The organism is Nonomuraea sp. WAC 01424 (assembly GCF_003947315.1).
GTDB classification, from domain to species: Bacteria; Actinomycetota; Actinomycetes; order Streptosporangiales; family Streptosporangiaceae; genus Nonomuraea; species Nonomuraea spiralis.
In genome coordinates this window covers 48681-71077 of sequence record NZ_QHHZ01000014.1, presented here as the reverse complement: position 1 = coordinate 71077, position 22397 = coordinate 48681, and the positions used below count along the sequence as shown (strand labels likewise).

Genomic DNA, 22397 nt, shown 5'->3' with positions numbered 1-22397 from the left:
ACATGCGATCAGCAGAAAGGAAAGACGAACTTCGCGGGCCCAAGGGACCTTGGCCGGCGGTGCTACCGCGTCGGCGTGGGCGGCGGTGGCAGCGGCGAGGAGCGTGCGCGTCCTGACTCCAGGAAGAAACATAGCGCGTGAAACGCCGCTCGAACCATCTCGCCAGTTTCGCCGAGCCCAGCGCTGCCTTGGTGTGCACTACGCGGTAGCAGGTGGCCGTGCCAGCGGACCACGGCCCCAGTTGCCCCAGCCCGCCTCGTCTTGTATTCGTGGCCGCTGCCGCCCAGAGCGGCCACGACGAACGAGGTCATTCGCCCGCTTGGCCCGCCACCGAAAGTCCGGGTGACAGCAGCGTCCTAAAGGACAGGACTAAGCATCAGTGCCAACGAAGGCGGCGCGGTCGGCGATGGGCAGCCATTGGCGTCCAGGGTCGAGCGGGCGGAACCGCTCCTTGACGAAGCGGGCGAGCAGTGTCAGCACCGGGTGATGGTTCTGCCGTTGGCGGAGCAGCGAGCAGGGGTACATGGGTGCCGGGTCGACCACCGGGATCTGCACGGCGTGCACATGGCTGGGCAGGCGGCACCACTCCCCAACGAGCCCGGTTCGCTCACCCGAGCCGATCTCTTCGACGTAGTACTCCCAGCCGAAGTCGGGTCCTGAGGCGTCGATGTGGACGCCGAACTCGGCGCCGAAGAGGTCCCAGAAGTCTGCCCACTCGCTGCCGGCGGCGTTGCCGGGCATCCACACGGTCATCCCCGCGAGCCGCTCCGTCTCCACCTGCGGCAGGCCGGCCAGGGGATGGCCGCGGCCCACCAGCAGGTGCACCTGCTCCAGGTAGGCGCGGGTGGACACCAGGTCGTCGCCCAGCGGCCCGCTGGCCCGCGCGAAGGCCGCGTCCACGGACCCGTTCGCCAGCGCGGCGCGCGCGGAGCGGAGCCCGTTGGAGGTGATGATGTCGATCTCGGCGTCCGCGGTGGCCCGGTGGAAGGCGCGGATCACGTCGATGGCCCCCAGCCGGGTGTCCAGGACATCGACGCGCAGCGACCGGTGCCGGTTGCGCAGCATCGCGAACGCCTGGTCGGCTAGGCCGACGAGGGAGCGTGCGTGGTTGAGGAACGCCCGGCCGTCCTGGGTGAGCTCGGCACCGACGCGGGTGCGGGAGAACAACCGCACGCCGAGGTCGACCTCCAGCTTCGCGACGCGCTTGGAGACGGCCTGCTGGCTGATGCCCAGCGCGGCGGCGGCTTCGCTGAAGTAGCGCTCGTCGGTGACGGCGACGAAGGCGCGGACCGCCGCGAGGTCCAGGTCAGCCGCAGGAACCACCGATGGTTGTGGATGGTCGGCGTGTCGGTTGTTGGACAACCCGGCTTCCTCTCGGGTCGAATGCGGGGTCTTCGCGGCAGCCTACAACCAGGGGGAGTGGATGCTGATGGGGTCCTTCGTGCATCTCCACGTGCACACCGAGTACAGCATGCTCGACGGCGCGGCCAAGGTCGGTCCGCTGATGGACGAGGTGGCGCGGCTCGGCATGCCGGCCGTGGCGATGAGTGACCACGGCAACGTGCACGGGGCGTACGAGTTCTACCGGACGGCGCTCAAGACGGGTATCAAGCCGATCATCGGCATCGAGAGCTATGTCGCGCCCGCCTCGCGGCGCCACCGCAAGCCCGTCTACTACAGCGACGACCTGTCGCTGCGCCGCTCGAACGACGACACCGGCGAGGGCGGTGATGTCTCCGGGCGCGGCCTGTATACGCACATGACGATGTGGGCGGCGGACGCCCGGGGTCTGCGCAACCTGTTTCGCCTGCAGTCGCGAGCGTGGCTGGAGGGGCATGTACAGAAATATCCGCGCATGGATGATGAGCTGCTGGCCGAGCACGGCCACGGCATCATCGCCACGACCGGCTGCCCCTCCGGCGAGGTGCAGACCAGGCTCCGCCTCGGCCAGTACGCCCAAGCACGCGAAGCCGCCGCCCGTTACCGCGACATCTTCGGCAAGGACAACTACTTCCTGGAACTGATGGATCACGGCCTCGCCATCGAGCGCCGCGTCCGCGACGAGCTCCTGAAACTCGGCAGAGAACTCGCGCTGCCGTCCCTGGCCACCAACGACTCCCACTACGTCACCGAGGACCAGGCCCGCGCCCACGACGCGCTGCTGTGCGTCGGCACCGGAAAACGGCTCGCCGACCCCGACCGCTTCCGCTTCGGCGGCAGCGGCTACTACGTCAAGTCCGCAGCGGAGATGCGCGCCCTGTGGGACGCCGAGGTCCCCGGCGCCTGCGACAACACGCTGCTGATAGCCGAGCGCGTCGGCGACTACGACGAGGTGTTCGCCCACCGCGACCTGACACCGCGCTTTCCCGTGCCCGAGGGCGAGAGCGAGTCAAGCTGGCTGCGCAAGGAGGCCCTGCGGGGCGCCCGCCACCGCTACGGCGGGCACCCGCCGCGGGAGGTCCTGGAGCGCATCGACTACGAACTGTCGGTCATCGACACCATGGGCTTCCCCGGCTACTTCCTGGTGGTCGCCGACATCTGCCGGCACGCCCGCGAGAACGGCATCGGCCTGGGCCCCGGCCGCGGCTCGGCCACCGGATCGATCGTCGCCTACTGCACCGGCATCACCCAGCTGGACCCGATAGAGCACAAGCTGATCTTCGAACGCTTCCTCAACCCTGAGCGCATCACCATGCCGGACGTCGACCTCGACGACCACGTCCGGCGCCGCGACGAGATGATCGACTATGTCACCCGGAAATACGGCGAGGACCGCGTCTGCCAGATCGTCACCTTCGGCACCATCAAGGCCAAGGCCGCCGTCAAGGACTCCTGCCGGGTGCTGGGCCTGCCGTACGCCCTGGGCGATCGCATCACCAAGGCCTTCCCGGCCGCGGACGGCGGCAAGGAGATTCCGCTGGCCGCCATCCACGACGCCGGCCACCCGCGCCACGGCGAGGCTGCCGAGCTGCGCCAGATGTATGAGCAGGAGCCCGATGTCCAGCGGGTGATCGACACCGCGATCGGCATCGAGGGCCTCACCCGTGGCACTGGCGTCCACGCCGCAGGCGTGATCCTGTCCTCCGATCCTCTGCTCGACGTGGTGCCGCTGGTCAGACCCAAGGCGGATGGACCGGTCATCACCGGCTTCCCGTTCACCCAGGCCGAGGACATGGGCCTGCTGAAGATGGACTTCCTCGGCCTGCGCAACCTCACCGTCATCGGCGACGCGATCACGAACGTCCGGGCCAACAAGGGCGTGGACATCGACATCCTGCAGATCCCGCTGGACGACGCGACCACGTACGAACTGCTGGCCCGCGGCGACACCCTCGGGGTCTTCCAGTTGGACAGCGGCGGCATGCGGGTCCTGCTGAAACTCATGCGGCCGACCACCTTCACCGACATCGCCGCGGTGAACGCGCTGTATCGGCCCGGCCCGATGGAGATGAACGCCCACACCAACTACGCGCTGCGCAAGACCGGCCGGCAGCCGGTCGAGCCCATCCACCCGGAGCTGGAGCGGGCGCTGGAGCCCATCCTGGGCGACACCTTCCATCTCGTCGTCTTTCAGGAGCAGGTGATGGCCATTGCCCAGCAACTGGCCGGCTACTCCCTCGGCGCCGCCGACATGCTGCGCCGGGCCATGGGCAAGAAAAAGAAAGAGGTGCTGGACGCCGAATGGGACCGCTTCTCCTCCGGCATGCGCGGCCGCGGCTTCTCCAGCGAGGCGACCAGAGCCATCTGGGACGTCCTGGTGCCCTTCAGCGGGTACGGCTTCAACAAGTCACACACCGCCGGGTACGGCCTCGTGTCGTACTGGACCGCCTACCTCAAGGCCAACCACCCCTGCGAGTACCTGGCCGCGCTGCTCACCTCCGTCGGCGATGACAAGGACAAGATGGCCGTCTACCTGGCCGACTGCCGCCGCATGGGCATCAAAGTGCTGCCCCCGGACGTCAACGCGAGCCGGTTGGACTTCGCCGCAGTCGGTTCCGACATCCGCTTCGGCCTGGGAGCCGTCCGCAATGTAGGAACCAGTGTCGTGGACGCGATCGTCGCCGCCCGGGAGACCAAGGGCAAGTACACCGACTTCAACGACTTCCTCACCAAGGTTCCCTCCATCGTCTGCAACAAGCGCGTCATCGAGTCGCTGGCCAAGTCCGGCGCCTTCGACAGCCTGGGCCATCACCGCCAGGCCCTGGTCACGGTGCACGAGCAGGCCGTCGACGCGGTCGTCGACCTCAAGCGCAACGAGGCCCACGGCCAGGACTCGCTGTTCGGCGAGCCCGGCCAGAGCAGCGCGTTTTCGACCGCGATCCCTCAGGGCGAGTGGGACCGCGCCACCATGCTCGCCTTCGAACGTGAGATGCTCGGCATGTACGTCAGCAGCCATCCGCTCGACGGAGCCGAACACGTCCTAGACGCCAACCGCGACACCACCATCGCAGACCTGCAGGCCTCCGGACGGCAGGACGCGACCGTCCGAATCAGCGGCATCGTCTCTGGCCTGCAACGCAAGATCACCAAGCAGGGCAGCCCCTGGGCGATCGTCACCCTCGAAGACCACGACGCGGCCGTCGAGTGCCTCATCTTTCCCAAGACCTACACTCTGTACGGCGAAGCGCTCGCCGAGGACCGCGTGATCTCCATGCGAGGACGAGTCAACGTCCGCGATGAGACGCTGAGCGTATACGGCGAGGACATCAAAATCCTCGACGTCTCCCACGCGAACGCCGAGCCACCCGTGGTGCTCTCGATTCAGGAGAGCCGCCTGAACTCCCACGTCGTCCGGGAGCTCAAGCACATCCTGACCACCCACCCCGGCCGCGCGCCCGTCCACGTCCGCCTGCACCGCCAAGGCGCCAAAGGGCTACTGCTGAACCTGCAGCTCTTCCGGGTCACCCCGGAGCCGGCCTTCTACAGCGATGTCAAGGCGCTGCTCGGCCCCGGCGCCATTTGGCAGGGCTGAAGCCAGTGGTCCGGTAGGCCGGGCCCTTGGTTTTGAACTCGTGCACCAGTTCCCGCGGCGCGACCTGCGCCAGCTCCTTTGCGCCGCGCGGGTCGGCCGCCTCCTGTCCGGCCTCGGCCGCCTGTCGCGTGAGGCGCACATCCTCTGATCGAGCCGTCTGCTGGCGGGACTGACGCACCCACCAGTGTCTGTCAGTCCCGGTATCGCATGGACGGGAGACCGAGGTCGACACGACCGCGCCGGTCGAGTGAGGCGAGCTTGGCTTCGGCTGCCTCCAAGCTGGCACCGAGCCCGTGGGCTTCGCCGAGCCAGCCCCGGTTCTGGGCTTCGTCGATGCGCGCCCGGAGACTATCGACGATCTCCATCAGGCGGGGACGTTCCCGAGGATTCACCTGCAGCATCGGGCACCTGATACAGGCGCGCGCGCGGAGGAAGTCCTGGTAGGCGCGGATCAGGTCCTCTTGGAACACGGCAAGGTAATGCTGTGCGGTTCCGAGGTGGTCGTGGCCGAGGATCTTGGCGGCAATGTGCACTGGCAGCCCTCCGGTGACGGCTTCGGTGGCGAAGATGCGCCGGAAGTCGTGCGGGGTGTATCTGATGGGCTGACCTGCGGCGTCACGGATCCCGGCACGCTCGACGACAGCGTTGAGGAGCCTGTCGATGTAGTGGGGGGAGAACGTCTCCCGGCGCCAGCCGCGCCGCCTCTGCATGAGATGGGGCAGCGGCGGCCCGGTCCGGCGCTCGTAGGGGTCGTACCGGGAGACCAAGGGGACGCTGCCGTCCTCGTTACGCAGGCGGGTGATGACCTGGGCCAGCACGCTGGCCAGTTCGGGCGGGACCAGCAGCAGCCGCTCGGCGTCGGTCTTGGACGGGACGATCTGCAGGAGGGGAACGATCTCGTCGGTGGCTGGGAGTTGGTAGGACACCAGCGCGAGATGGGTGAGTTCCAGGAGTTCCTCCAGCCGGATGCCGGTGTGGCGGAGGATCTCGATGATGGCCCAGGCCCAGAAGGCGTTCTCTTCACTCACGCTGAGGTTGAGCTGCTCGCCGGCCTCCACATCCGTGGCCATGACGTCGGGAAGACCGGGCCGGCGTACGGAGGGCCCGATGGTGTGGGCGTCGTGGACAAACCGCTGGTAGGCGCGTCCGTGGCACTGGAAGATGTCCCCGGCGGAGACGGTCAGTGCGGCGGCGAGCAGGTGCTGCTGCTCAGCGCGTGCGGATTCGGCGGCATCGACGAGTTCCCCCAGGCGAGGCAGCCGGTCCCGGATCCGTTGATGGATTTGTGCGCTGCTGGCTCGTCTCAGCTTGGCCAGACCCGCGACTTCGCTTTTCCGGATGGGGCAGGGCACCACCCAGGCCGCCCAGTGTGGATCCTCCGGTGCCCACTTCTGGAGGTCGAGGTAGAAGCCGCGGACTTTCACCTTGATCCACATCTGGTCGGCGATGCTACGCGGCCGGCGTCTCCCGGTGCGCCAGTCGGTCCATGTGGTCAGCCGCTCCTTCCATGCCTGCGCGATGGCGTCGGGCAGGTGGATGCTGTCCTGCTCGGGATGGTGGCGTTCGATGTCGCCCCAGAACGCACCGGCCAGGACGCCCACGAGGGTCAGGAAGGAGCTGTAGTCCAAGGCTGGCCGCCGCTCGTTGAGGTAGCGGACCAGAAGGTCGCGGATGTGCCGGTGCTCGAGGCCGTAGCGGTCGACGAGTTCCTCGGTGGGGCGTGGGCCTGCGCGCAGTGCACCGCGCAGGGTCTGCTCACCGGAGATCGCGCCGATCTTGGAGGCGACTTCCCAGGCTCCGTGCAGGCCGGGCACGTGCACCTGCCGGGCGATGCTCCAGGACCACAGCTCGAAGATGTCCTCAGCGGTCACGGCGTCGATGGAGGCGCCGGTGTGCAGCAGCAGCTTGGTCAGCGCGTGAGCGATCTCGTGCCGGTGCCGTCCGGCGATCTTCAACGCATCCATGGCCTGCGCCACTCGCCGGCGCTCGTCACCGGTGTAGAGGATCTCCCAGGCGTTGGTGACCAGCCCACAGGAGCGGTAGGTGCGGAACAGGTCGTAGCTGGGTGCGATCACCCGCAACAGCAGCAGCGGACGCAGTGCCGCCACCACCTGAGCGCGCCTGTCAGGGATCGGGAGCCTGGAACGGGTGTCGGACCAGGGCAGCGTATCGGCGCCGGCGGCGATCCAGCGTTCTTGCCAGCCATCGCCGGGGAAGGTGGTGAGCCAAGCCAAGAGGGCTTTGACGCCGAGGCGCTGCAGCGAATGCGTTGTCTTGGCGCTTCGGTCCCAGTAGGCCAGGCCGGGCAGGAGGTTCACCACGGCCGCGGCCGGCAGGCTGTCATGCGATCCGCGCCGGTGTACGTGCACCCGGGTCGGGTCCGGCACGTGCGGGCCCTGCAGCCATCGGCTCGCCGCGCTGCCCGGCGTCATGACCGCGGTCCCCTTCACCGGTGCTGGCCCTTGCCGAACAGGACCTCCAAATCGGCAGGGTCGTATCCCAGGGCCAACGGCGGCGGGTCCGGCCGGCGATCGACTCTGTCCTGACGGTCGGTGTGGTGCCGGCGCACTCGGTCGATCACGACATCATCGTCTTCGACCAGGTAGACCTCGGTCGTGCCAGATGGGCGTGCCCCAGGATGACCTGCACGTCGCGTAGCGACAGGTTCCCGTCCCGCAGCATCCGTACGGCGCAGGTGTGGCGCAGATCGTGCATGGTCCAGTTGGTGCCGAGCGTCGCGTTGGCCCGCCGGAACACCGCTCGTAGAGCGTCGTAGGTGAGCCGGCAGTGCTCGCGTCGGCCGTCGTCGTCGTAGCGGCGCATGGTCCGCCACAGCGCGTCGTTCGGCCCAACCTCGCCGATTTCAGCCAGGTACAGGCGCAGCCAGACGAACGCCTCCGGACTCGTCGGCAGCCACTGCCGTGCCTCGCTTCCCTTGCGCTGGACGCAGACCAGCATCTCTCCCCAGTTCACGTCCACGCCGGTCAGCCCCAGCAGCTCATTGGCGCGCGCGCCCGTGCTGATGGCCAGGCACACCAGAGCTCGGTCACGGTGCGATCGCAGGGCTGCGAAGAATTCCTGCCACCGCTCGTCCGGCATCAGCCTGGGGCGCCGGCGGGGCGCCGGCGGAGTGTAGCGCAGCCGTCCCTGGGCGGGGAACGGCTTCATCGGGTTGTGATGGGCGTTGGCGCGCTGGTCGGGATCTCGCAACGGCATGGGGTTGGGGAGCGGGCCGGCGCCCAGCTCGATCCAGAACTCGTAGAAGGCCCGCACCACGGCGTTGCCGTTGCGGATGGTCCGCGGCTGGTAGCGGTCGCCCGGGTACTGCTTGCGAGTGATCGGGTTGATCCGTCCCGCCGACTCGGCCCGGCGCTGCGCGATGGGCTTGAGAGCCTGAGCCAGCCACAGGACATAGTCACGGCCTTCAGCGGGCGTCGCGCGGTTCCAGGGCACACCCACGGCAAGCAGGAAATGCCACCACCGAAGCAGCGAGTAGGCATAGCTCCGCGTCGAGGACGGCCGGTTCCCGCACGCCAGGAAGTCTCGGAGATAGCCACTGATCGGCTCCACCTGCCGCCCCTCGTCATCGACGACGGCGTACGGGACGACGTCAGTCAGCTGGGGCTCAACATGGCCCCACCTGGGCAACGTGATGGCGGCAATATCCCGTTCGATCTCCATTGTGCTTCCTCCATGCATGCTGAAAGAAGCGCGATCCGAGGGACCTTGACCTTGCTCGCGATCAACGGGACCGGAACAGGCAGGCGCGACAACCTAGAACGGACGCTACGCCAACCCCCGCCACGCTCGCAGGAGCATGCCAGGAATCGGAGCGAGATCTACGAGTTAGTCCGGTCAATAGAGCGGGCGGAGTTCTTGGTCATGTCCTGGTCCTCTCGGCAAGGGTGCCCACGCCACCCCGCCAGAGTCGTCACGACCAGCAGCGGAGCGGAGTCTCATCGGCGCGATCCGGGGGACCTTGTCCTCGTCGCCTCCGCCGCGTGGGGGCAGGAGGCTCGGAAGCGGGCCAGCGCATCGGCCCGCTTCCACGGTAGCTGCGGGGGCGCGAGGCTGTCTCGCCGCTCTCCCCGCGAAAACCCGGCATTTCTGCGACACCCGCCCCCACGATCAGGCGGGTGCTCCGGAGACGTCGCCCTCCAACGCCCGGCACCAACCGCTCGCGCACGCCCGCCCACACCAGGCGCGTGGCCCATGCTTACGGCGAGTAAAGAAAGTCAGATGCGTCTGCCGCCCGCGATGCGCGAGCAGCTGGCCACCCACTACGGGGTGGTGCGGCCGTTTGTGATCCTGCTGGCCGAGGGCACTGCCCCTCTGGCCGACGTGACGGGGCTCGGTCATCAGCTGCCGAGTCTGGCCGCCTGCATGGCGCCCAGCCGCCGTACGAACAGGGCGGTGACGATCGCCGTCGGTAGGACCAGCATGTGCACGGCCACGCTGGCCCAGGTCGCCCACGTGAATTCGTACCTCAGGCCAAGGGTGTCTTCGTGTGTCGTGGAGTCGTAGTTTCTGGTGAGGAGTCTCGTCCACTCGATCCAGAAGAGGGGCCAGGTCAGGAAGGTGACCAGCCACAGGGCCCACCATGTGCGCAGGAGACCGGCCGGGGCTGTCGTGCCGCTGCGTCCAGGGGGGCTGGAGGCGTGCCAGATGTCGTCGGCGATCTGCTTGGGCAGCCACAGGTTGCCGATCGGGATGAGCCAGCCGAATACGGCCATGGAGGGCCGGTAGCGCAGCCGGCCGGGCGTGAGCCGTTCGGCGACGACTCGTACCCGGAAGAACCAGAGCAGCCAGCACGCCGTCAATCCCACGCCGACGACGACCTGGGCCGCCAACATGATCTGGCCGACCGTCTCAATCTCGTCGTAGCTCTCCACCGCATGCCATCGTCTCGCTTCGTCGGCAAAAAGGAGCTGGTGCACCACTGTGCTCACGGAGGCCAGGGCGAAGAGGGCAAGCAGCACATAGGCGGCGATCTGGTAGCTGGTGGCAGAGTGCAGCAGGTCACGGCCGCGCAAATGGCGGCGTTCGTTGACCAGCAAGGGCTGAGGAGCCTGCGGCGGATTCGCGTGGCCGGACGGTGGCGGTGCCATCGTTCTGGTGGCCGGGTCGTGAGGGGCGGTCAGAGCCAGGGTGCGGCGCTCGACGATGACCTGGGTGAGCGCCTCAGGCAGCCACCGCCCCTGGTCGGGCGAAGCAAGCACGCTGAGCTGGGTCAGCACCTGCTCCAGGCTGGGCCGGGCGGCGGGGTCCTTGGCCAGGCAGGCCGCCACCACAGCGGCCAGCGGGCCGGGCACTCCCTGAAGATCGGGATCGGCGTGCACCACGCGGAAGACGACCGCGTGGACGGGCCCCGTCCCGAAGGGGCTGCGGCCGGTCACGGTGAAGGCGAGCACGCAGCCGAGCGAGAACACGTCCGAGGACGGCCCGACCTCCCGGCCCATGGCCTGTTCGGGGGACATGAACGCGGCGGTGCCCAGCACAGTGGAGGTCTGGGTGTGGCTGGTGGCGTCCAGGGCTCGGGCGATGCCGAAGTCGATCAGGCGAGGCCCGTCCTCGGCAAGGATGACGTTGCCGGGCTTGAGGTCGCGGTGCACCATCCCGCAGGCGTGCACCGCGGCGAGCCCTTCGGCCAGCCCGGCGCCGAGCACCGCGGCCGACTCCAAGGGGAGCGGCCCGTGCTCGTCGACGGCTTGGTGCAGGGAGGGGCCGGGGATGTAGGCGGTGGCCAGCCACGGCTGGGCGGCGTCGGTGTCGGCGTCCACGACCTGGGCGGTGTAGAACCCGCCGACCTTGCGGGCGGCGTCCACCTCAGAAGCGAAGCGACGCCGGAAGTCGCTGTTGCCAGCCAGCTCCGGGCGCACCACTTTGACGGCGACCAGGCGCCCGCCCGGGGAGCGCCCCAGGAACACCTCTCCCATCCCACCCCCACCGAGCCTTGCGTGCAGCCGGTAGGGGCCGATGTGAGCCGGGTCGCCGTCGCGTAGGGGGTCGGTCATCGTGGCTCATTCCTCATCGAGATCTTCGCCGGTCGGTGTCGATGATTCCAAAACAGGTGCCACCGGAATATGGCAATCCTTGGCGTCGTCGAGGGTCTTGTGGACGACGCCGACCGAGACGCCGACTCCGGCGGCGATGGTGCGGATGGATTCACCGCGCTCACGGCGGGCGAGGATGATGGCGCGTTTGTCGTCGTCGACCACGGGTCGGCGGCCGCCGACCCGGCCGCGGCGGCGGGCCGCCTCCAGGCCGTTCTTGGTCTTGCGGACGATGTCGCGGCGCCGGTCCTCAGACAAGGCCAGGGCCAGGTCGAGGATCAGGGAGCGCTCGGTGTGCTCGCCGGCCGCGATGCCCTCCAGCACCTTGACCGCGATGCCGCGCTGGAACAGGTCGTTCAGGACGATGAGCCCTTCCAGGAGGTTGCGGCCGAGCCGGTCGACCTCCTGGACGGTCAGCATGTCCCCGTCGCGCAGGTAGGACAGCGCCTCCAGCAGTGCGGGCCGGTCGTCGGTGGCGAGCTTGCCGCTGATCTTCTCCTCGAACACCTTCAGGCAGATCGGGTCGAGGGCGTCGTGCTGGCGTTGGGTCTTCTGCTTGTCGGTGCTGACCCGGACCAGGCCGATGAGCGCCACGGGGGGACCGCCTTCCGTTCATCAAACGTCATGCGCGAAGAATTTGAACAGTAACAGGTTCCGGCCGAAAATGAACGGCCAAATGAACGGTCCCCGACAGCCGGTCATGGAGCGGGTGACCGTCCACGAGCCACCACAGGCCGTCCACGACGAGGGCGACGACCCCGAATCCGGGGAGCAGGACCAGGCCGGGGAACACCAGTGCCCGCACGGCGGCCCCGCGCCAACGCGGCGGGCCGCCGGTCGTCGCGGACACCACCTCGATCCGCGCGATCCGCTTGCCGAACGTCCGGCCGGACAGCGCGTACACGACCGCGACGGGCAGGAGCAGCAGGCACGAGAGGGCGTCGGAGCTCAGGGGGCCGCACTCGGAGGCCGGGAGCCCGGCGAGGCTCGCGAGGGTGACGACGATCAGGTAGTCGATCACGAAGGCCGCCGACCGGCGCGCGCCCAGGTCCGCCGGCGCGGGCTCCGCGTCGTCCTGCGTCACGAGCAGCACCAGCACCGCGGCCACGAGGAGCAGCAGCTCCGCGGCGCCCCAGGCGGCCATGACCTCCGTGAACCACCGCCAGGACAACACTGCGGCGACCTGGCACGTCTCGAAGTCGAAGTACTGGGCGCCGAGCGGAGAGGCCAGGGCGATCAGCGTGAGCAGCCCCGCGACCCGGCGTCCCGCCCGGGGCGCGCGCGGGCGGGATCCGGCCGCCAGGAAGCCCGCGACGACGAGGAGCGCGGGAACGGCGTAGAGCACCGCCAGGTCCGCCAGCGACGAGGCGTCCCCCACCAGCGGGGTGAGGAGCCGGGACAGGTACGGGAGCCCGCCGGCGGGCCCGGAGGCCGGGCACATGCCGCCGTGCATCTCCGCCGGCGGCTGCTGCCGGAGGTCCCAGACCTCCCCGGTGGAGAAGGCGGCCGAGGCCAGGGCGGTGGCCCAGGCCAGCAGGGATAATCGCGACAATCAACGCTCCCGTTCTGTGCGCGATCACCCTATCGGCGTACCTAGAACGCCACCCCGCAGCGCAGGATCACGTTCGAGTACGGCGTGGCCTCCCCCGTACGGACGACCAGCCGCGCCCCGGCCGACAGCCGCTTCAGCTCCTCGTGCGGCACGTACGCCAGCGCCGCCAGGCGGGCCGCGAGCAGGTCCGCGCAGCCGGGATTGCCCACGCGCACCTCCTCGGCCGCCGTCGCCGCCTCGACGACCAGCTCGGCCAGCAGGCCGTCGAGCACGTCGGCGAAGGCCGGGATGCCCGGCAGGAAGGCCAGGTCGACCACCCGCACGCCGGGCGGCACGGGCATCCCGCTGTCACAGACCAGCAACTGGTCGGTGTGGCCGAGCCGGGCCATGGCCCCCGCCAGCTCGGCGTTCAGAATCCCCGCGCGTTTCACTGGAAGTCCGCGGCGTTCTCCTTGGTCGCCACCTTGACCGGCACCGCCACCGTCTTGGCGATGTCCTCGCCCTTGGCGGCCTTGACCGCCGCCTGCACGGACTGCTGACCGAGCAGCTTCGGCTGCTGCGCGACGGTGGCGGCCAGCGTGCCCGCCTGAACGGCCTTCAGGCCGTCGGGGGTGCCGTCGAAGCCGACGATCTTGACCTGCTGGCCTGCCTTGGCGCCCACGGCCTTGATCGCGCCGAGCGCCATCTCGTCGTTCTCGGCGAAGACGCCGGTGATGTCGGGGTTCGACTGGAGCATGTTGGTCATGACGTCCAGGCCCTTGGTGCGGTCGAAGTCGGCCGGCTGCTTGGCCACGACCTTGATGTTCGGGTACGCGGCGATGCCCTCGGCGAAGCCCTGCCCCCGGTCGCGCGAGGCGGACGTGCCCGCCGTGCCCTGCAGCACGACCACGTTGCCCTTCTCGCCGAGCTGCTTGGCCAGCTCCTGGGCGGCCAGCTTGCCGCCGGCCACGTTGTCGGAGGCCACGGTCTGGGCCACCTCCGCGCCGTTGACACCGCGGTCGGCCGCGATCACCGGGATCTTGACCCGGTCCGCCGCCTTGACCGCCGGGGCCGCCGCGTCGGAGTCGACCGGGTTGACGATGATCGCCTTCATGCTCTGGCTGGTGAAATTCTGGACCTGGTTCACCTGCTGGGAGGCGTCGTTCTGGGCGTCGGTGACGGTCAGCGTGACGCCCTCCTTCTTCGCCTCGGCCTCAGCGCCGTCGCGCAGCTGGACGAAGTAGGGGTTGTTCAGCGTCGACACCGACATGCCGATCTTGATGTCCCCGCCCCCCGAGGACGTGCCGCCGGATCCGCCGTCGCCGGAGGAGCCGCAGGCGGCCAGACCGAGCGTGAGCGCGGCGCCGGCCATGACAATCGCGGGAATCCGCATGATCTTTACTTCCTTTTCCTAGTTCGTTCCCCTGCGCCGCAGGGTGTCGACGAGGACCGCGAGCGCGATCACCACGCCGATCACGACCTGCTGCCAGAACGCCGAGACGGACAGCAGGTTCAGCCCGTTGCGCAGGACGGCGAGGATGAGCGCGCCGACGAAGGTGCCGAGCGCCCTGCCCTTGCCGCCGGACAGGCTCGCGCCGCCGATGACGACGGCCGCGATCGCGTCCAGTTCGTAGCCGGCGGCGGCCTGGGGCTGCGCCGAGGCCAGGCGGCTGGCCAGGACGATCCCGGCCACCGCCGCGAACACGCCGGACAGCGCGTACGTGATGAGCTTCTGCCGGTTGACCTTGATGCCGGACAGCCGGGCGGCCTCCTCGTTGCCGCCGATGGCGTACATGGCCCGGCCCGGGTACGTGCGGTTGAGCACGACGGCCGCGATCACGCCCATGACCAGCATCACCAGCACCGGGATCGGCAGGTAGTCGCCGAGCGTGTCACCCAGGTGGGACACCGCGTCGGGCATCGCGATCGGGCTGCCCTGCGAGATCACCAGGGCCAGGCCGCGGGCGATGCCGAGCATGGCCAGCGTGGCGATGAACGGCGGCAGCTTGCCGTACGCGATCAGGGCCGCGTTGACCAGGCCGCACACGACGCCGACGGCCAGCGAGACCACGACGGCGACCGGCCACGGCAGCCCGGCGCTGGTGGCCGTCCAGGCCAGCACGATCGCCGACAGCGCGGCGACCGAGCCGACGGACAGGTCGATGCCGCCGGTGACGATCACGAACGTGGCGCCGAAGGCCAGGATCGCGGTCACGGCCGCCTGGACGCCGACGTTGAGCAGGTTCGTCACACTGAGGAAGTCGGACGACAACAACGACAGCGCCACGACCAGCACGACGAGCGCGGCGAGCGCGCCGTTCTCGGCGAACCAGGCCGCGGCGGGCGACCGGCGCCCGGTGAGCTTGTTCGGAACGGTGCTACTTGGCACGGGGACCCTCCACATCCGTGACCGCGAGGGCCATGACGTCGTCTTGCGTGGTCCCGGCCGCGGGCAGCTCGCCGACGAGCCTGCCGCGGGCCATGACCAGAATGCGGTCGCTCATGCCGAGCACCTCCGGCAGATCGCTGGAGATCATGAGCACGGCGTGCCCGGAGGCGGTGAGCGCGTTGATGAGCTGGTAGATCTCGACCTTGGCCCCGACGTCGATGCCGCGGGTCGGCTCGTCGAGGATGAGCACGCCCGCGTCGGCGACCAGCCACTTGCCGATGACGACCTTCTGCTGGTTGCCGCCGGACAGCGTGCGGACCTCCTGGTCCAGGCCGGTCATCCGGATGCCGAGCTGCTCGGCCACCTTCGCCGCGGCCCTTCGTTGGCCGGCGCGGTCGACGAAGCCGGCGCGCGTGGCGGCGCGCATGGTGACCAGGCCCAGGTTCTCGGCCACGTCCGCGCCGAGCACGAGGCCCTGGCCCTTGCGGTCCTCCGGGACCAGCCCGAGCCCGGCCTCCATGGCGGCGTGCACGTCACCGGGCGCCAGACGGTTGCCGCGGACGACGACCTCGCCGGCGTCGTAGCGGTCGGCGCCGAAGACGGCCCGCGCGACCTCGGTGCGGCCCGCGCCGACCAGCCCGGCGACCCCGACCACCTCGCCCGCGCGCACCTCGAACGACACGTCGTCGAAGACGCCCCTGCGGCCGAGGCCGGACACCTTGAGCAGCGCCTCGCCGCGTTCGGTGGTCTGACGCGGGAATTGCTGGTCGATCGGGCGGCCCACCATGAGCCTGACCAGCTCGTCCTGCGGGGTGTCCGCGCGGACCTCGGTGACCGACCTGCCGTCGCGCAGCACGGTCACCCGGTCGCCGATCGCGGCGATCTCCTCCAGGTGGTGGGTGATGAACACGATCGAGACGCCCTCGTCGCGGAGCTGGCGGACGATCGTGAACAGCTTGGCCACCTCGCCCGAGGTGAGCACGGCGGTGGGCTCGTCCATGATGAGCACGCGGGCGTCGAGCGCGAGCGCCTTGGCGATCTCCACCATCTGCATGCGGGCGATGCCGAGCCGGGAGACCGGGGTCGCCGGGTCGACGTCCACGCCGACGCGGTCGAGCAGCGCCTTGGCCTGCCGTTCCATACGCTTCTTGTCCACGAGGCCGAACCGGCGCGGCGGCCGGCCGAGCGCCAGGTTCTCGGCCACGGTGAGCTGCGGGACCAGGTTGAACTCTTGGTAGATGGTGGCGATGCCGAGCCGCTGGGCGTCGCCCGCCGCGCGGATGTCCACCGGCTGCCCGTCCACGCTGACCCGCCCGCCGTCCGGCCGGTACGCGCCGGACAGGATCTTGATCAGCGTGCTCTTGCCCGCGCCGTTCTCGCCCAGCAGGACGTGCACCTCGCCGGGGCGCAGGCTCAGGTCGACGCCGTCGAGTGCCACCACACCGGGGAAGACCTTGCGCAGGCCCTCGGCCTTGAGTATCTCCGCGCTCACTCCATGATCCCTTTCCGCTCGCATGATCGGCGAATCACCAGGTGCGCAGGCAGGACGTGCGAGTCGGCCGCCTGGCCGCGCTGGATGCGGTCGATCACGAGCCGCACGGCCAGGCGTCCCATCTCGGCGGTGGGCTGGGCGATGGCGGTGATCGGCGGCGCGGTGTGCTTGAACCAGGTCACGTCGTCGAAGGAGGCCACGGCCACGTCGGCGGGGATGCGCAGGCCCCTGGACTGGATCTCCTCCAGCCCGCCGAGCGTCATCAGGTTGTCGCCGAAGAAGATGGCTTCGGGCGGCTCGGGCAGGTCGAGCAGCTCGGCGGTGATGCGCCGGCCGCTGCCCTCGCGGAAGTCGCCGGGGCGCACGTACTCGGGGCGCACCTCCAGGCCCTCGGCGGTCATCGCGGCGGCGAAGGCGGCCGTGCGTTCCCGTCCGGTGGACAGGGTGGCGGGGCCGGAGGCCAGGGCGATCCGGCGGTGGCCCTGCTCGCGCAGGTGGCGGTCGAGCTCGCCGATCGCGGCCGAGCCGTCGGAGCGTACGGAGGGCACGTCGAGGCCGGAGATCGTACGGTCGAGGAACACCACCGGCCGGCCGGCCTCGGCGAGCTGCTGCACCAGCGGCGTGACCTCGGCGGTCGGGCAGATCAGCAGGCCGTCGACCTGCTGCTCCAGCAGCGTGCGCACGTAGTGGTCCTGCTGGTCGGCGCGCTCGTCGGCGTTGCCCATAACGACCGTGAAGCCCTCGCGCCTTGCCTCGTCCTCGACGCTTCTGGCCAGCTCGGTGAAGAACGGGTTGAGGACGTCGCCGATGATCAGCCCGATCGTCCTGGTCGCGGTCGTGCGCAGGGAGCGGGCGACGGCGTTCGGCACGTAGTTGAGCTGGTTCATCGCGTCATAGACTCGGCGCCGGGTCTCCTCGTTGACCGAGGGGTTCTCGTTGAGCACGCGGGAGACCGTGGCGACGGAGACACCGGCCTGCGCGGCGACATCTTTGATCCTTGCCATCGTTCCTCCGTGTAATCGATTACACGGCAGCTTATGAAATCGATTACATGATTGGCAAAGTGAAATGGCTCACACCCCCGGGGGCGAGGGTGTGAGCCGGCTTTCGGGTGGTCCGGCCTGCTCAGACCTTGCTGATCCGGACCGCGTCGGCGATGACGAGGCCGGTGCCGGCGGTCCACCGGCTGATGCCGACGACGTTGTAGGTGCCGGCGTTCAGCGAGAAGGTGCCGATGCTGTGCCAGCTTCCGCCGCCCGACCGTTGGTCGACGTAGACGGTCTGGTTACCGCCCGAGGCCGCCACGATGTACGGCGCCGAGCTGTTGTACCCCGGATCGCCCGGGTACCAGACCTCCACCTTGTACGTGCCCGCGCTGGGGATCGCGGCCTGGTACCAGGCGGGGTCGCTGGAGGCGACCGGGTCGGCGAAGCGGTAGTCGGCGCCGTAACGCTGGCTGGAGTAGGCGGAGGTGCCCCAGTTGGCGCTGGCGGTGAACTTGCCGGAGGTGGTGTTGTCCACCGTGGTCGACCACGAAGGCGTGCCGCCACCGGTCACGTAGTTCATGTACGTGGTCCAGTTCCAGTACGACCCGGGGTCGGTGTGGTCGGCGCCGGGGACCTCGTTGTGCCCGATGATGTGGGCGCGGTCCTTCGGGATGCCGTACTTGTCGCAGATGGCCTTGGTCAGGGCCGCCGACGCGCGGTACATGGCGTCGGTGAACCACGAGGCCTCGCTGACGTAGCCCTCGTGCTCGATGCCGATGGACCTGGTGTTGTACGTCCAGTTGCCGGCGTGCCAGGCGACGTCCTTCTCGCGCACCATCTGGGTGATGGCGCCGTTGGAGGACTTGACGACGTAGTGCGCCGAGACCTGCGCGGCGGAGTTCTGGAACCAGGAGATCGTCCCGGCGTACGAGCCCTGCGTCACGTGGATGACCACGCGGTCGATGGCGTAGCTCGACGGCCTGCTGGAGGCGGTGTAGTTGCTGGAGCTGGCCGGGACCCAGGCGGCCGGGCCGTAGTCGGTGCTGAGCACGCCGACGTCGGAGCGCGCGTTCAGGTCGGGGGCGTTGGCGTACTCGCCGCGGTCGGCGGTGACCTCCTGGGGCTTGACGGTCACGCCCCTGGCCTTGATGCCCAGGCCGAGCTGCTCGTAGACCGAGTCGGCGTACAGGCGGGCGGTCTCCGGCGAGGAGGCGTTGCCGTACTTGGCGACGGCCTGGTACCAGCGGCCGGCGTCCTTGCGGGCGGCGTCGTCCGGGCCCAGTTCGTCGGCGTACGAGCGGAGCACGGCCGCGCCGCCGACGATGTTGGACTCGTTGTCGGAGCGCAGCTTCTCGACCGGCAGGCTGGTCAGCTCGGCGGCCTTCTCCAGCGCGTGGTTCGTGGGGTTGCTGACGAGGTGCATCAGGCCGTAGCCGCCGCTGGCGCTCGGCTTGCCCTGGTGGTCGTCGAGGTGGGTCTCGGCATAGGCGAGGGCGACCAGCAGGTCGCGGGGCACGTCGCTGGCCGCGGCGGCCTTGGCGAACGCCGCGGGCAGGGCGGGCTCCCTGGCGGCCTGGGCGGCAGGCTGGCCCGCGGTGATCAGGGCGACGGTGAGGGCGGAGGTGGCGAGGGCAGCTAATCGCGTGCGGGCGAGAATCATGGGGATGCTCCTCGTTGGGGGGTGACGGATGGAACGCGGGCGCGGAAGCCCGACCCGCGTTTGGCCGCCGAATGCGGCCCAACGTACGTCACTCCTGACACAATGTCGATAATTGACATTACAGACGTGTTAGGTGAAACTTTCCGCCCGTTGGCGAACAGGTGGCCTGAAAGTTGGGCCCCTGAAAACTATTGCGCTTTGCTGTCAAGAGGCTGAAACTTCCCTTCGTGACCGCGCTCCTGCGTACCGTCCTGGCGGCGCTCACCGCCGTTGTCGTCACCGCCGTCGTCACCGCCGTGGCTCCCGCCCCCGCCTCCGCAGCCCCCACCTCCACAACCTCCGCAGCCGCCTGCGCGACCGATCCCGCGACGCCCAAGCGGCAGCTCCGGGCCATGTGGATCTCGTCGGTCGCCAACATCGACTGGCCGAGCCGTACCGGGCTCAGCGTCTCCGCCCAGCAGGCCGAGTTCCGGGCCTGGCTCGACCTGGCCGTCGCCAAGCGCATGAACGCCGTGATCGTGCAGGTCAGGCCGACGGCCGACGCGTTCTGGCCGTCCCCGTACGAGCCGTGGTCGCAGTGGTTGACCGGCACCCAGGGGACCAACCCGGGCTATGACCCGCTGGCGTTCATGGTCAGCGAGGCCCACGCGCGGAACCTGGAGTTCCACGCCTGGTTCAACCCGTACCGGGTGGCCAACAACGACGACCCGTCCAAGCTGGTCTCCACGCATCCCGCGCGGCAGCACCCCGACTGGCGTTTCGCCTACGGCGGGAAGCTCTACTACAACCCCGGCATTCCGGCGGTACGCGACTTCATCGAGGACGCGATCATGGACGCCGTCACCCGCTACGACGTGGACGGCGTGCACCTCGACGACTACTTCTACCCCTATCCGGTCAGCGGCCAGGCCATCCCGGACTCGGCCGCCTACGCCCAGTACGGCGGCGCGTTCCCCAACATCGCCGACTGGCGGCGCGACAACGTCAACCTGCTCGTCCGCGAGCTCGGCCAGCGCATCCACACCGCCAAGTCGTGGGTGTCGTTCGGGATCAGCCCGTTCGGGATCTGGCGCAACTCCTCGACCGACCCGCTCGGCTCGCGCACGTCCGGCCTGCAGTCCTTCGACGCGATCTACGCCGACAGCCGCCAATGGGTCAAGCAGGGCTGGATCGACTACCTGGCGCCGCAGATCTACTGGCACATCGGGTTCTCCACGGCCGCCTACGAGGTGCTGACCGCGTGGTGGTCGGACGTCGTACGCGGCACCGGCGTGCAGCTCGTCGTGGGGCAGGCCGCCTACCGGGCGGGCGCCTCGGGGCAGGAGGCCGCCTGGCAGGACCCGGCCGAGCTGAGCGACCACCTGTACGACAACAGGAAACATCCTGAGATCGCCGGTGACGTCTACTTCAGCGCCAAGGACGTCAAGGCCGACCGGATCGGGGCGATCACGAAGCTCGTCACCGACCACTACGCCAAGCCCGCCCTGCTGCCCGCCCGTGGCTCGGGGGTCGCGCCCGCCGCGCCCTCGATCACCTCGGCCACGGCCGGCTCGAACGGCGTCCAGCTCACCTGGACCGGCTCCGGCACCGCGTACGCGGTCTACCGCGTGGCCGGCACGCCGCCCTCGGCCGATCCGTGCTTCTTCGCCGACGCCCGCAACCTGATCGCCACCACCAGGCAGACCTCCTACACCGACCCCGGCGGCGGCGCGTCCACCTACTACGTGACCGCGCTGAGCAGGACCCACCAGGAGAGCGCGCCGAGCGCGGGCCGGGCGTCGGGCGGCACGGGCGGCTTCAGCGTCGTGATCGACAACGCCGACGCCGGTTTCACGGCCTCCGCGTCCTGGGGCACCTCGTCCTACTCCACCCAGGCGCACGGCGCCGACTACCGCTTCGCCGACCCGGTCGCGGCCAGCGACCCGGCCTGGTTCCGGGCGGCGATCCCGAGCGCGGGCAGCTACCGAGTGGAGGTCTGGTATCCGGCCAACGCGGGGTACAACGGCTCCGCGCCGCACATCGTGGCGGCCTCGGGCGGCAACCAGACCGTCAACGTGGACCAGCGCACGGGCGGCGGGGCGTGGCGGGTGCTGGGGACGTACACGCTGGCGGCGGGGACGTACAACGTGGTCGGGGTGAGCCGGTGGACCTCGGCGACCGGCTACGTGATCGCCGACGCCGTCCGGATCACCAAGGTCTGACCCTCACGAGCGGGCCTTCGTCCAGGCGGGGCTGTCGAGGAAGTGGTTGTCGAAGCGGTCCTGCGAGGCCAGCAGCTCTTCGAGCGTGGCCTCGCCGGCCTTGAGCCGGGCCAGCAGGCGGAAGTACTCGAACCGCTCGACGCCCGGCGTGATGACGATCAGCAGGTCGGCCTCGGCGCCAGGGGCCGCGCCGAAGGCATGGGCGACGTCCGGCGGCACGACGGCGACGTCGCCCTGCTCAAGGGTGATCACCTCGTCGCCGGACAACACCTGCACCCGGCCGTCCAGAACGTAGAACATCTCGGACGCGGTGGTGTGGGTGTGCGGGACCGCGCCGTCGGCGCCCTCGCCGAGGGTGATGCGCATGGTGCTCAGGGCGCCGCCGGTCGCGCTGGAGTCGAGCAGCATGCGGCCCGTGCTGGGCGGGCCGCCGGTGCGCTCGGCGTCCACGGAGCGGATGACGGCGGTGGTGCGGGGGTCGATGAGCGACATGGTGTTATCCGTTCTCGGGGGTGGCGCCGCGCAGGGCGGTGTCCACGAGGCGTTCGGCGTAGGCGCGGTCCACGGGGGAGCCGGTGATCAGGACGCGGTAGTACAGGGCCCCGGCGAGCTGGTCGAACAGGGCCTCGATGTCGAGGTCGGCGCGTAGCTGGCCGCGGTCCCTGGCCCGTTCGAGCAGGGCGCGGGCCAGGGTGTTGCGGCGGGCGTACATCTGGCGTTCCAGCTCGCCGACGTCGGGGTGACGGGCGGCGGCGGCCACCAGCTCGGCCACCGTGCCCGCCGACGGGTCGTCGTCGCCGGGCGCGCGGCCGGCCGTGCGCATCCGGTTGAGCCCGGCCGCGATCTTCTCCAGGTACGCAGGCAGGTCGCGGCGGATGTCACCGGTGTCGGTGATCTCGTCATGGTCCTGGAGCCGGTTGACGATCGCCACGGCCAGGTGGTCCTTGGTCGGCCAGCGGCGGTAGAGCGTGGTCTTGGCGATGCCGGCCCGCTCGGCGACCTCGTCGGGGGACAGACCGGCGTAGCCGCGGGTGAGCAGCAGCTCGGTGGCCGCCTTGATCACGCTCTCGTCGACATCACTCCTGCGCGGCCGTCCCACCATGCCCTGCCTCC

16 protein-coding genes are annotated in these 22397 nt (G+C 69.7%); 2 read left to right on the top strand and 14 right to left on the bottom strand.

Going from position 1 to position 22397, the window contains the following annotated elements:
* Window positions 1-369: 369 nt before the first annotated feature.
* Window positions 370-1323, bottom strand: coding sequence for a LysR family transcriptional regulator (locus DMB42_RS34355; protein WP_125641403.1), 954 nt, complete (start codon window positions 1321-1323; stop codon window positions 370-372).
* A 103-nt stretch (window positions 1324-1426) separates the two neighbouring features.
* Here DMB42_RS34355 and dnaE point away from each other — a divergent pair, with 103 nt between their 5' ends.
* Window positions 1427-4972 carry a DNA polymerase III subunit alpha gene (gene dnaE / locus DMB42_RS34350; RefSeq protein ID WP_221762500.1) on the top strand — a complete coding sequence of 1182 codons (3546 nt, stop codon included), beginning with the start codon at window positions 1427-1429 and terminating at the stop codon, window positions 4970-4972.
* A 191-nt stretch (window positions 4973-5163) separates the two neighbouring features.
* Here dnaE and DMB42_RS34345 read toward each other — a convergent pair whose 3' ends face one another.
* From DMB42_RS34345 to DMB42_RS34295, 11 genes are all read right to left on the bottom strand, one after another.
* Window positions 5164-7404: a site-specific integrase gene (locus DMB42_RS34345; RefSeq protein ID WP_125641400.1), complete on the bottom strand. Its 2241-nt coding sequence runs from the start codon at window positions 7402-7404 to the stop codon at window positions 5164-5166.
* 145 nt (window positions 7405-7549) lie between these two features.
* Complete coding sequence (locus tag DMB42_RS34340) at window positions 7550-8653, bottom strand: site-specific integrase (protein ID WP_221762485.1); 1104 nt, start codon at window positions 8651-8653, stop codon at window positions 7550-7552.
* Window positions 8654-9330: 677 nt separating this feature from the next.
* Entirely contained in the window at window positions 9331-10986 is a 1656-nt protein-coding gene (locus tag DMB42_RS34335) for a protein kinase domain-containing protein (RefSeq protein WP_125641397.1), read from the bottom strand.
* A gap of 6 nt (window positions 10987-10992) precedes the next feature.
* Complete coding sequence (locus DMB42_RS34330) at window positions 10993-11619, bottom strand: recombinase family protein (RefSeq protein WP_125641394.1); 627 nt, start codon at window positions 11617-11619, stop codon at window positions 10993-10995.
* 28 nt (window positions 11620-11647) lie between these two features.
* A complete protein-coding gene (locus tag DMB42_RS34325; protein ID WP_125641391.1) occupies window positions 11648-12577 on the bottom strand; it encodes an RDD family protein in 930 nt (309 codons plus the stop codon).
* A 41-nt stretch (window positions 12578-12618) separates the two neighbouring features.
* Window positions 12619-13008 (bottom strand): D-ribose pyranase, encoded by a 390-nt coding sequence (gene rbsD, locus DMB42_RS34320; protein ID WP_125641387.1) that lies wholly within the window; start codon window positions 13006-13008, stop codon window positions 12619-12621.
* Entirely contained in the window at window positions 13005-13949 is a 945-nt protein-coding gene (locus DMB42_RS56095; protein ID WP_125641384.1) for a substrate-binding domain-containing protein, read from the bottom strand. Before DMB42_RS56095 ends, rbsD begins: the two co-directional genes overlap by 4 nt.
* An 18-nt stretch (window positions 13950-13967) precedes the next feature.
* On the bottom strand, window positions 13968-14945 hold the full coding sequence (locus tag DMB42_RS56090; protein WP_308427334.1) for an ABC transporter permease: 978 nt from the start codon (window positions 14943-14945) through the stop codon (window positions 13968-13970).
* Window positions 14935-16461: a sugar ABC transporter ATP-binding protein gene (locus DMB42_RS34305; RefSeq protein ID WP_125641378.1), complete on the bottom strand. Its 1527-nt coding sequence runs from the start codon at window positions 16459-16461 to the stop codon at window positions 14935-14937. The genes DMB42_RS56090 and DMB42_RS34305 overlap by 11 nt, the downstream gene beginning before the upstream one ends.
* On the bottom strand, window positions 16434-17441 hold the full coding sequence (locus DMB42_RS34300; protein ID WP_125641375.1) for a LacI family DNA-binding transcriptional regulator: 1008 nt from the start codon (window positions 17439-17441) through the stop codon (window positions 16434-16436). Before DMB42_RS34300 ends, DMB42_RS34305 begins: the two co-directional genes overlap by 28 nt.
* A 121-nt stretch (window positions 17442-17562) precedes the next feature.
* Window positions 17563-19083 carry an N-acetylmuramoyl-L-alanine amidase gene (locus DMB42_RS34295; protein ID WP_125641372.1) on the bottom strand — a complete coding sequence of 507 codons (1521 nt, stop codon included), beginning with the start codon at window positions 19081-19083 and terminating at the stop codon, window positions 17563-17565.
* A 227-nt stretch (window positions 19084-19310) separates the two neighbouring features.
* Between DMB42_RS34295 and DMB42_RS34290 the strand changes: the two genes are divergently transcribed.
* Window positions 19311-21284: a family 10 glycosylhydrolase gene (locus DMB42_RS34290; protein ID WP_125641369.1), complete on the top strand. Its 1974-nt coding sequence runs from the start codon at window positions 19311-19313 to the stop codon at window positions 21282-21284.
* Window positions 21285-21287: 3 nt separating this feature from the next.
* On the opposite strand, the gene DMB42_RS34285 is transcribed toward DMB42_RS34290, so the two are convergent.
* Complete coding sequence (locus tag DMB42_RS34285) at window positions 21288-21776, bottom strand: cupin domain-containing protein (RefSeq protein WP_125641367.1); 489 nt, start codon at window positions 21774-21776, stop codon at window positions 21288-21290.
* Window positions 21777-21780: 4 nt separating this feature from the next.
* Window positions 21781-22386 carry a TetR/AcrR family transcriptional regulator gene (locus DMB42_RS34280; protein WP_125641363.1) on the bottom strand — a complete coding sequence of 202 codons (606 nt, stop codon included), beginning with the start codon at window positions 22384-22386 and terminating at the stop codon, window positions 21781-21783.
* Between the last annotated feature and the right edge of the window lie 11 nt (window positions 22387-22397).

What these genes read in the sequence shown, in the direction of transcription:
- DMB42_RS34340 (WP_221762485.1), bottom strand. Translation starts at nt 8,653, where the DNA reads ATGGAGATCGAACGGGATATTGCCGCCATCACGTTGCCCAGGTGGGGC.
- DMB42_RS34295 (WP_125641372.1), bottom strand. Translation starts at nt 19,083, where the DNA reads ATGATTCTCGCCCGCACGCGATTAGCTGCCCTCGCCACCTCCGCCCTC.
- DMB42_RS34300 (WP_125641375.1), bottom strand. Translation starts at nt 17,441, where the DNA reads ATGGCAAGGATCAAAGATGTCGCCGCGCAGGCCGGTGTCTCCGTCGCC.
- DMB42_RS34285 (WP_125641367.1), bottom strand. Translation starts at nt 21,776, where the DNA reads ATGTCGCTCATCGACCCCCGCACCACCGCCGTCATCCGCTCCGTGGAC.
- DMB42_RS34345 (WP_125641400.1), bottom strand. Translation starts at nt 7,404, where the DNA reads ATGACGCCGGGCAGCGCGGCGAGCCGATGGCTGCAGGGCCCGCACGTG.
- DMB42_RS34305 (WP_125641378.1), bottom strand. Translation starts at nt 16,461, where the DNA reads ATGCGAGCGGAAAGGGATCATGGAGTGAGCGCGGAGATACTCAAGGCC.
- DMB42_RS56095 (WP_125641384.1), bottom strand. Translation starts at nt 13,949, where the DNA reads ATGCGGATTCCCGCGATTGTCATGGCCGGCGCCGCGCTCACGCTCGGT.
- DMB42_RS34335 (WP_125641397.1), bottom strand. Translation starts at nt 10,986, where the DNA reads ATGACCGACCCCCTACGCGACGGCGACCCGGCTCACATCGGCCCCTAC.
- DMB42_RS34280 (WP_125641363.1), bottom strand. Translation starts at nt 22,386, where the DNA reads ATGGTGGGACGGCCGCGCAGGAGTGATGTCGACGAGAGCGTGATCAAG.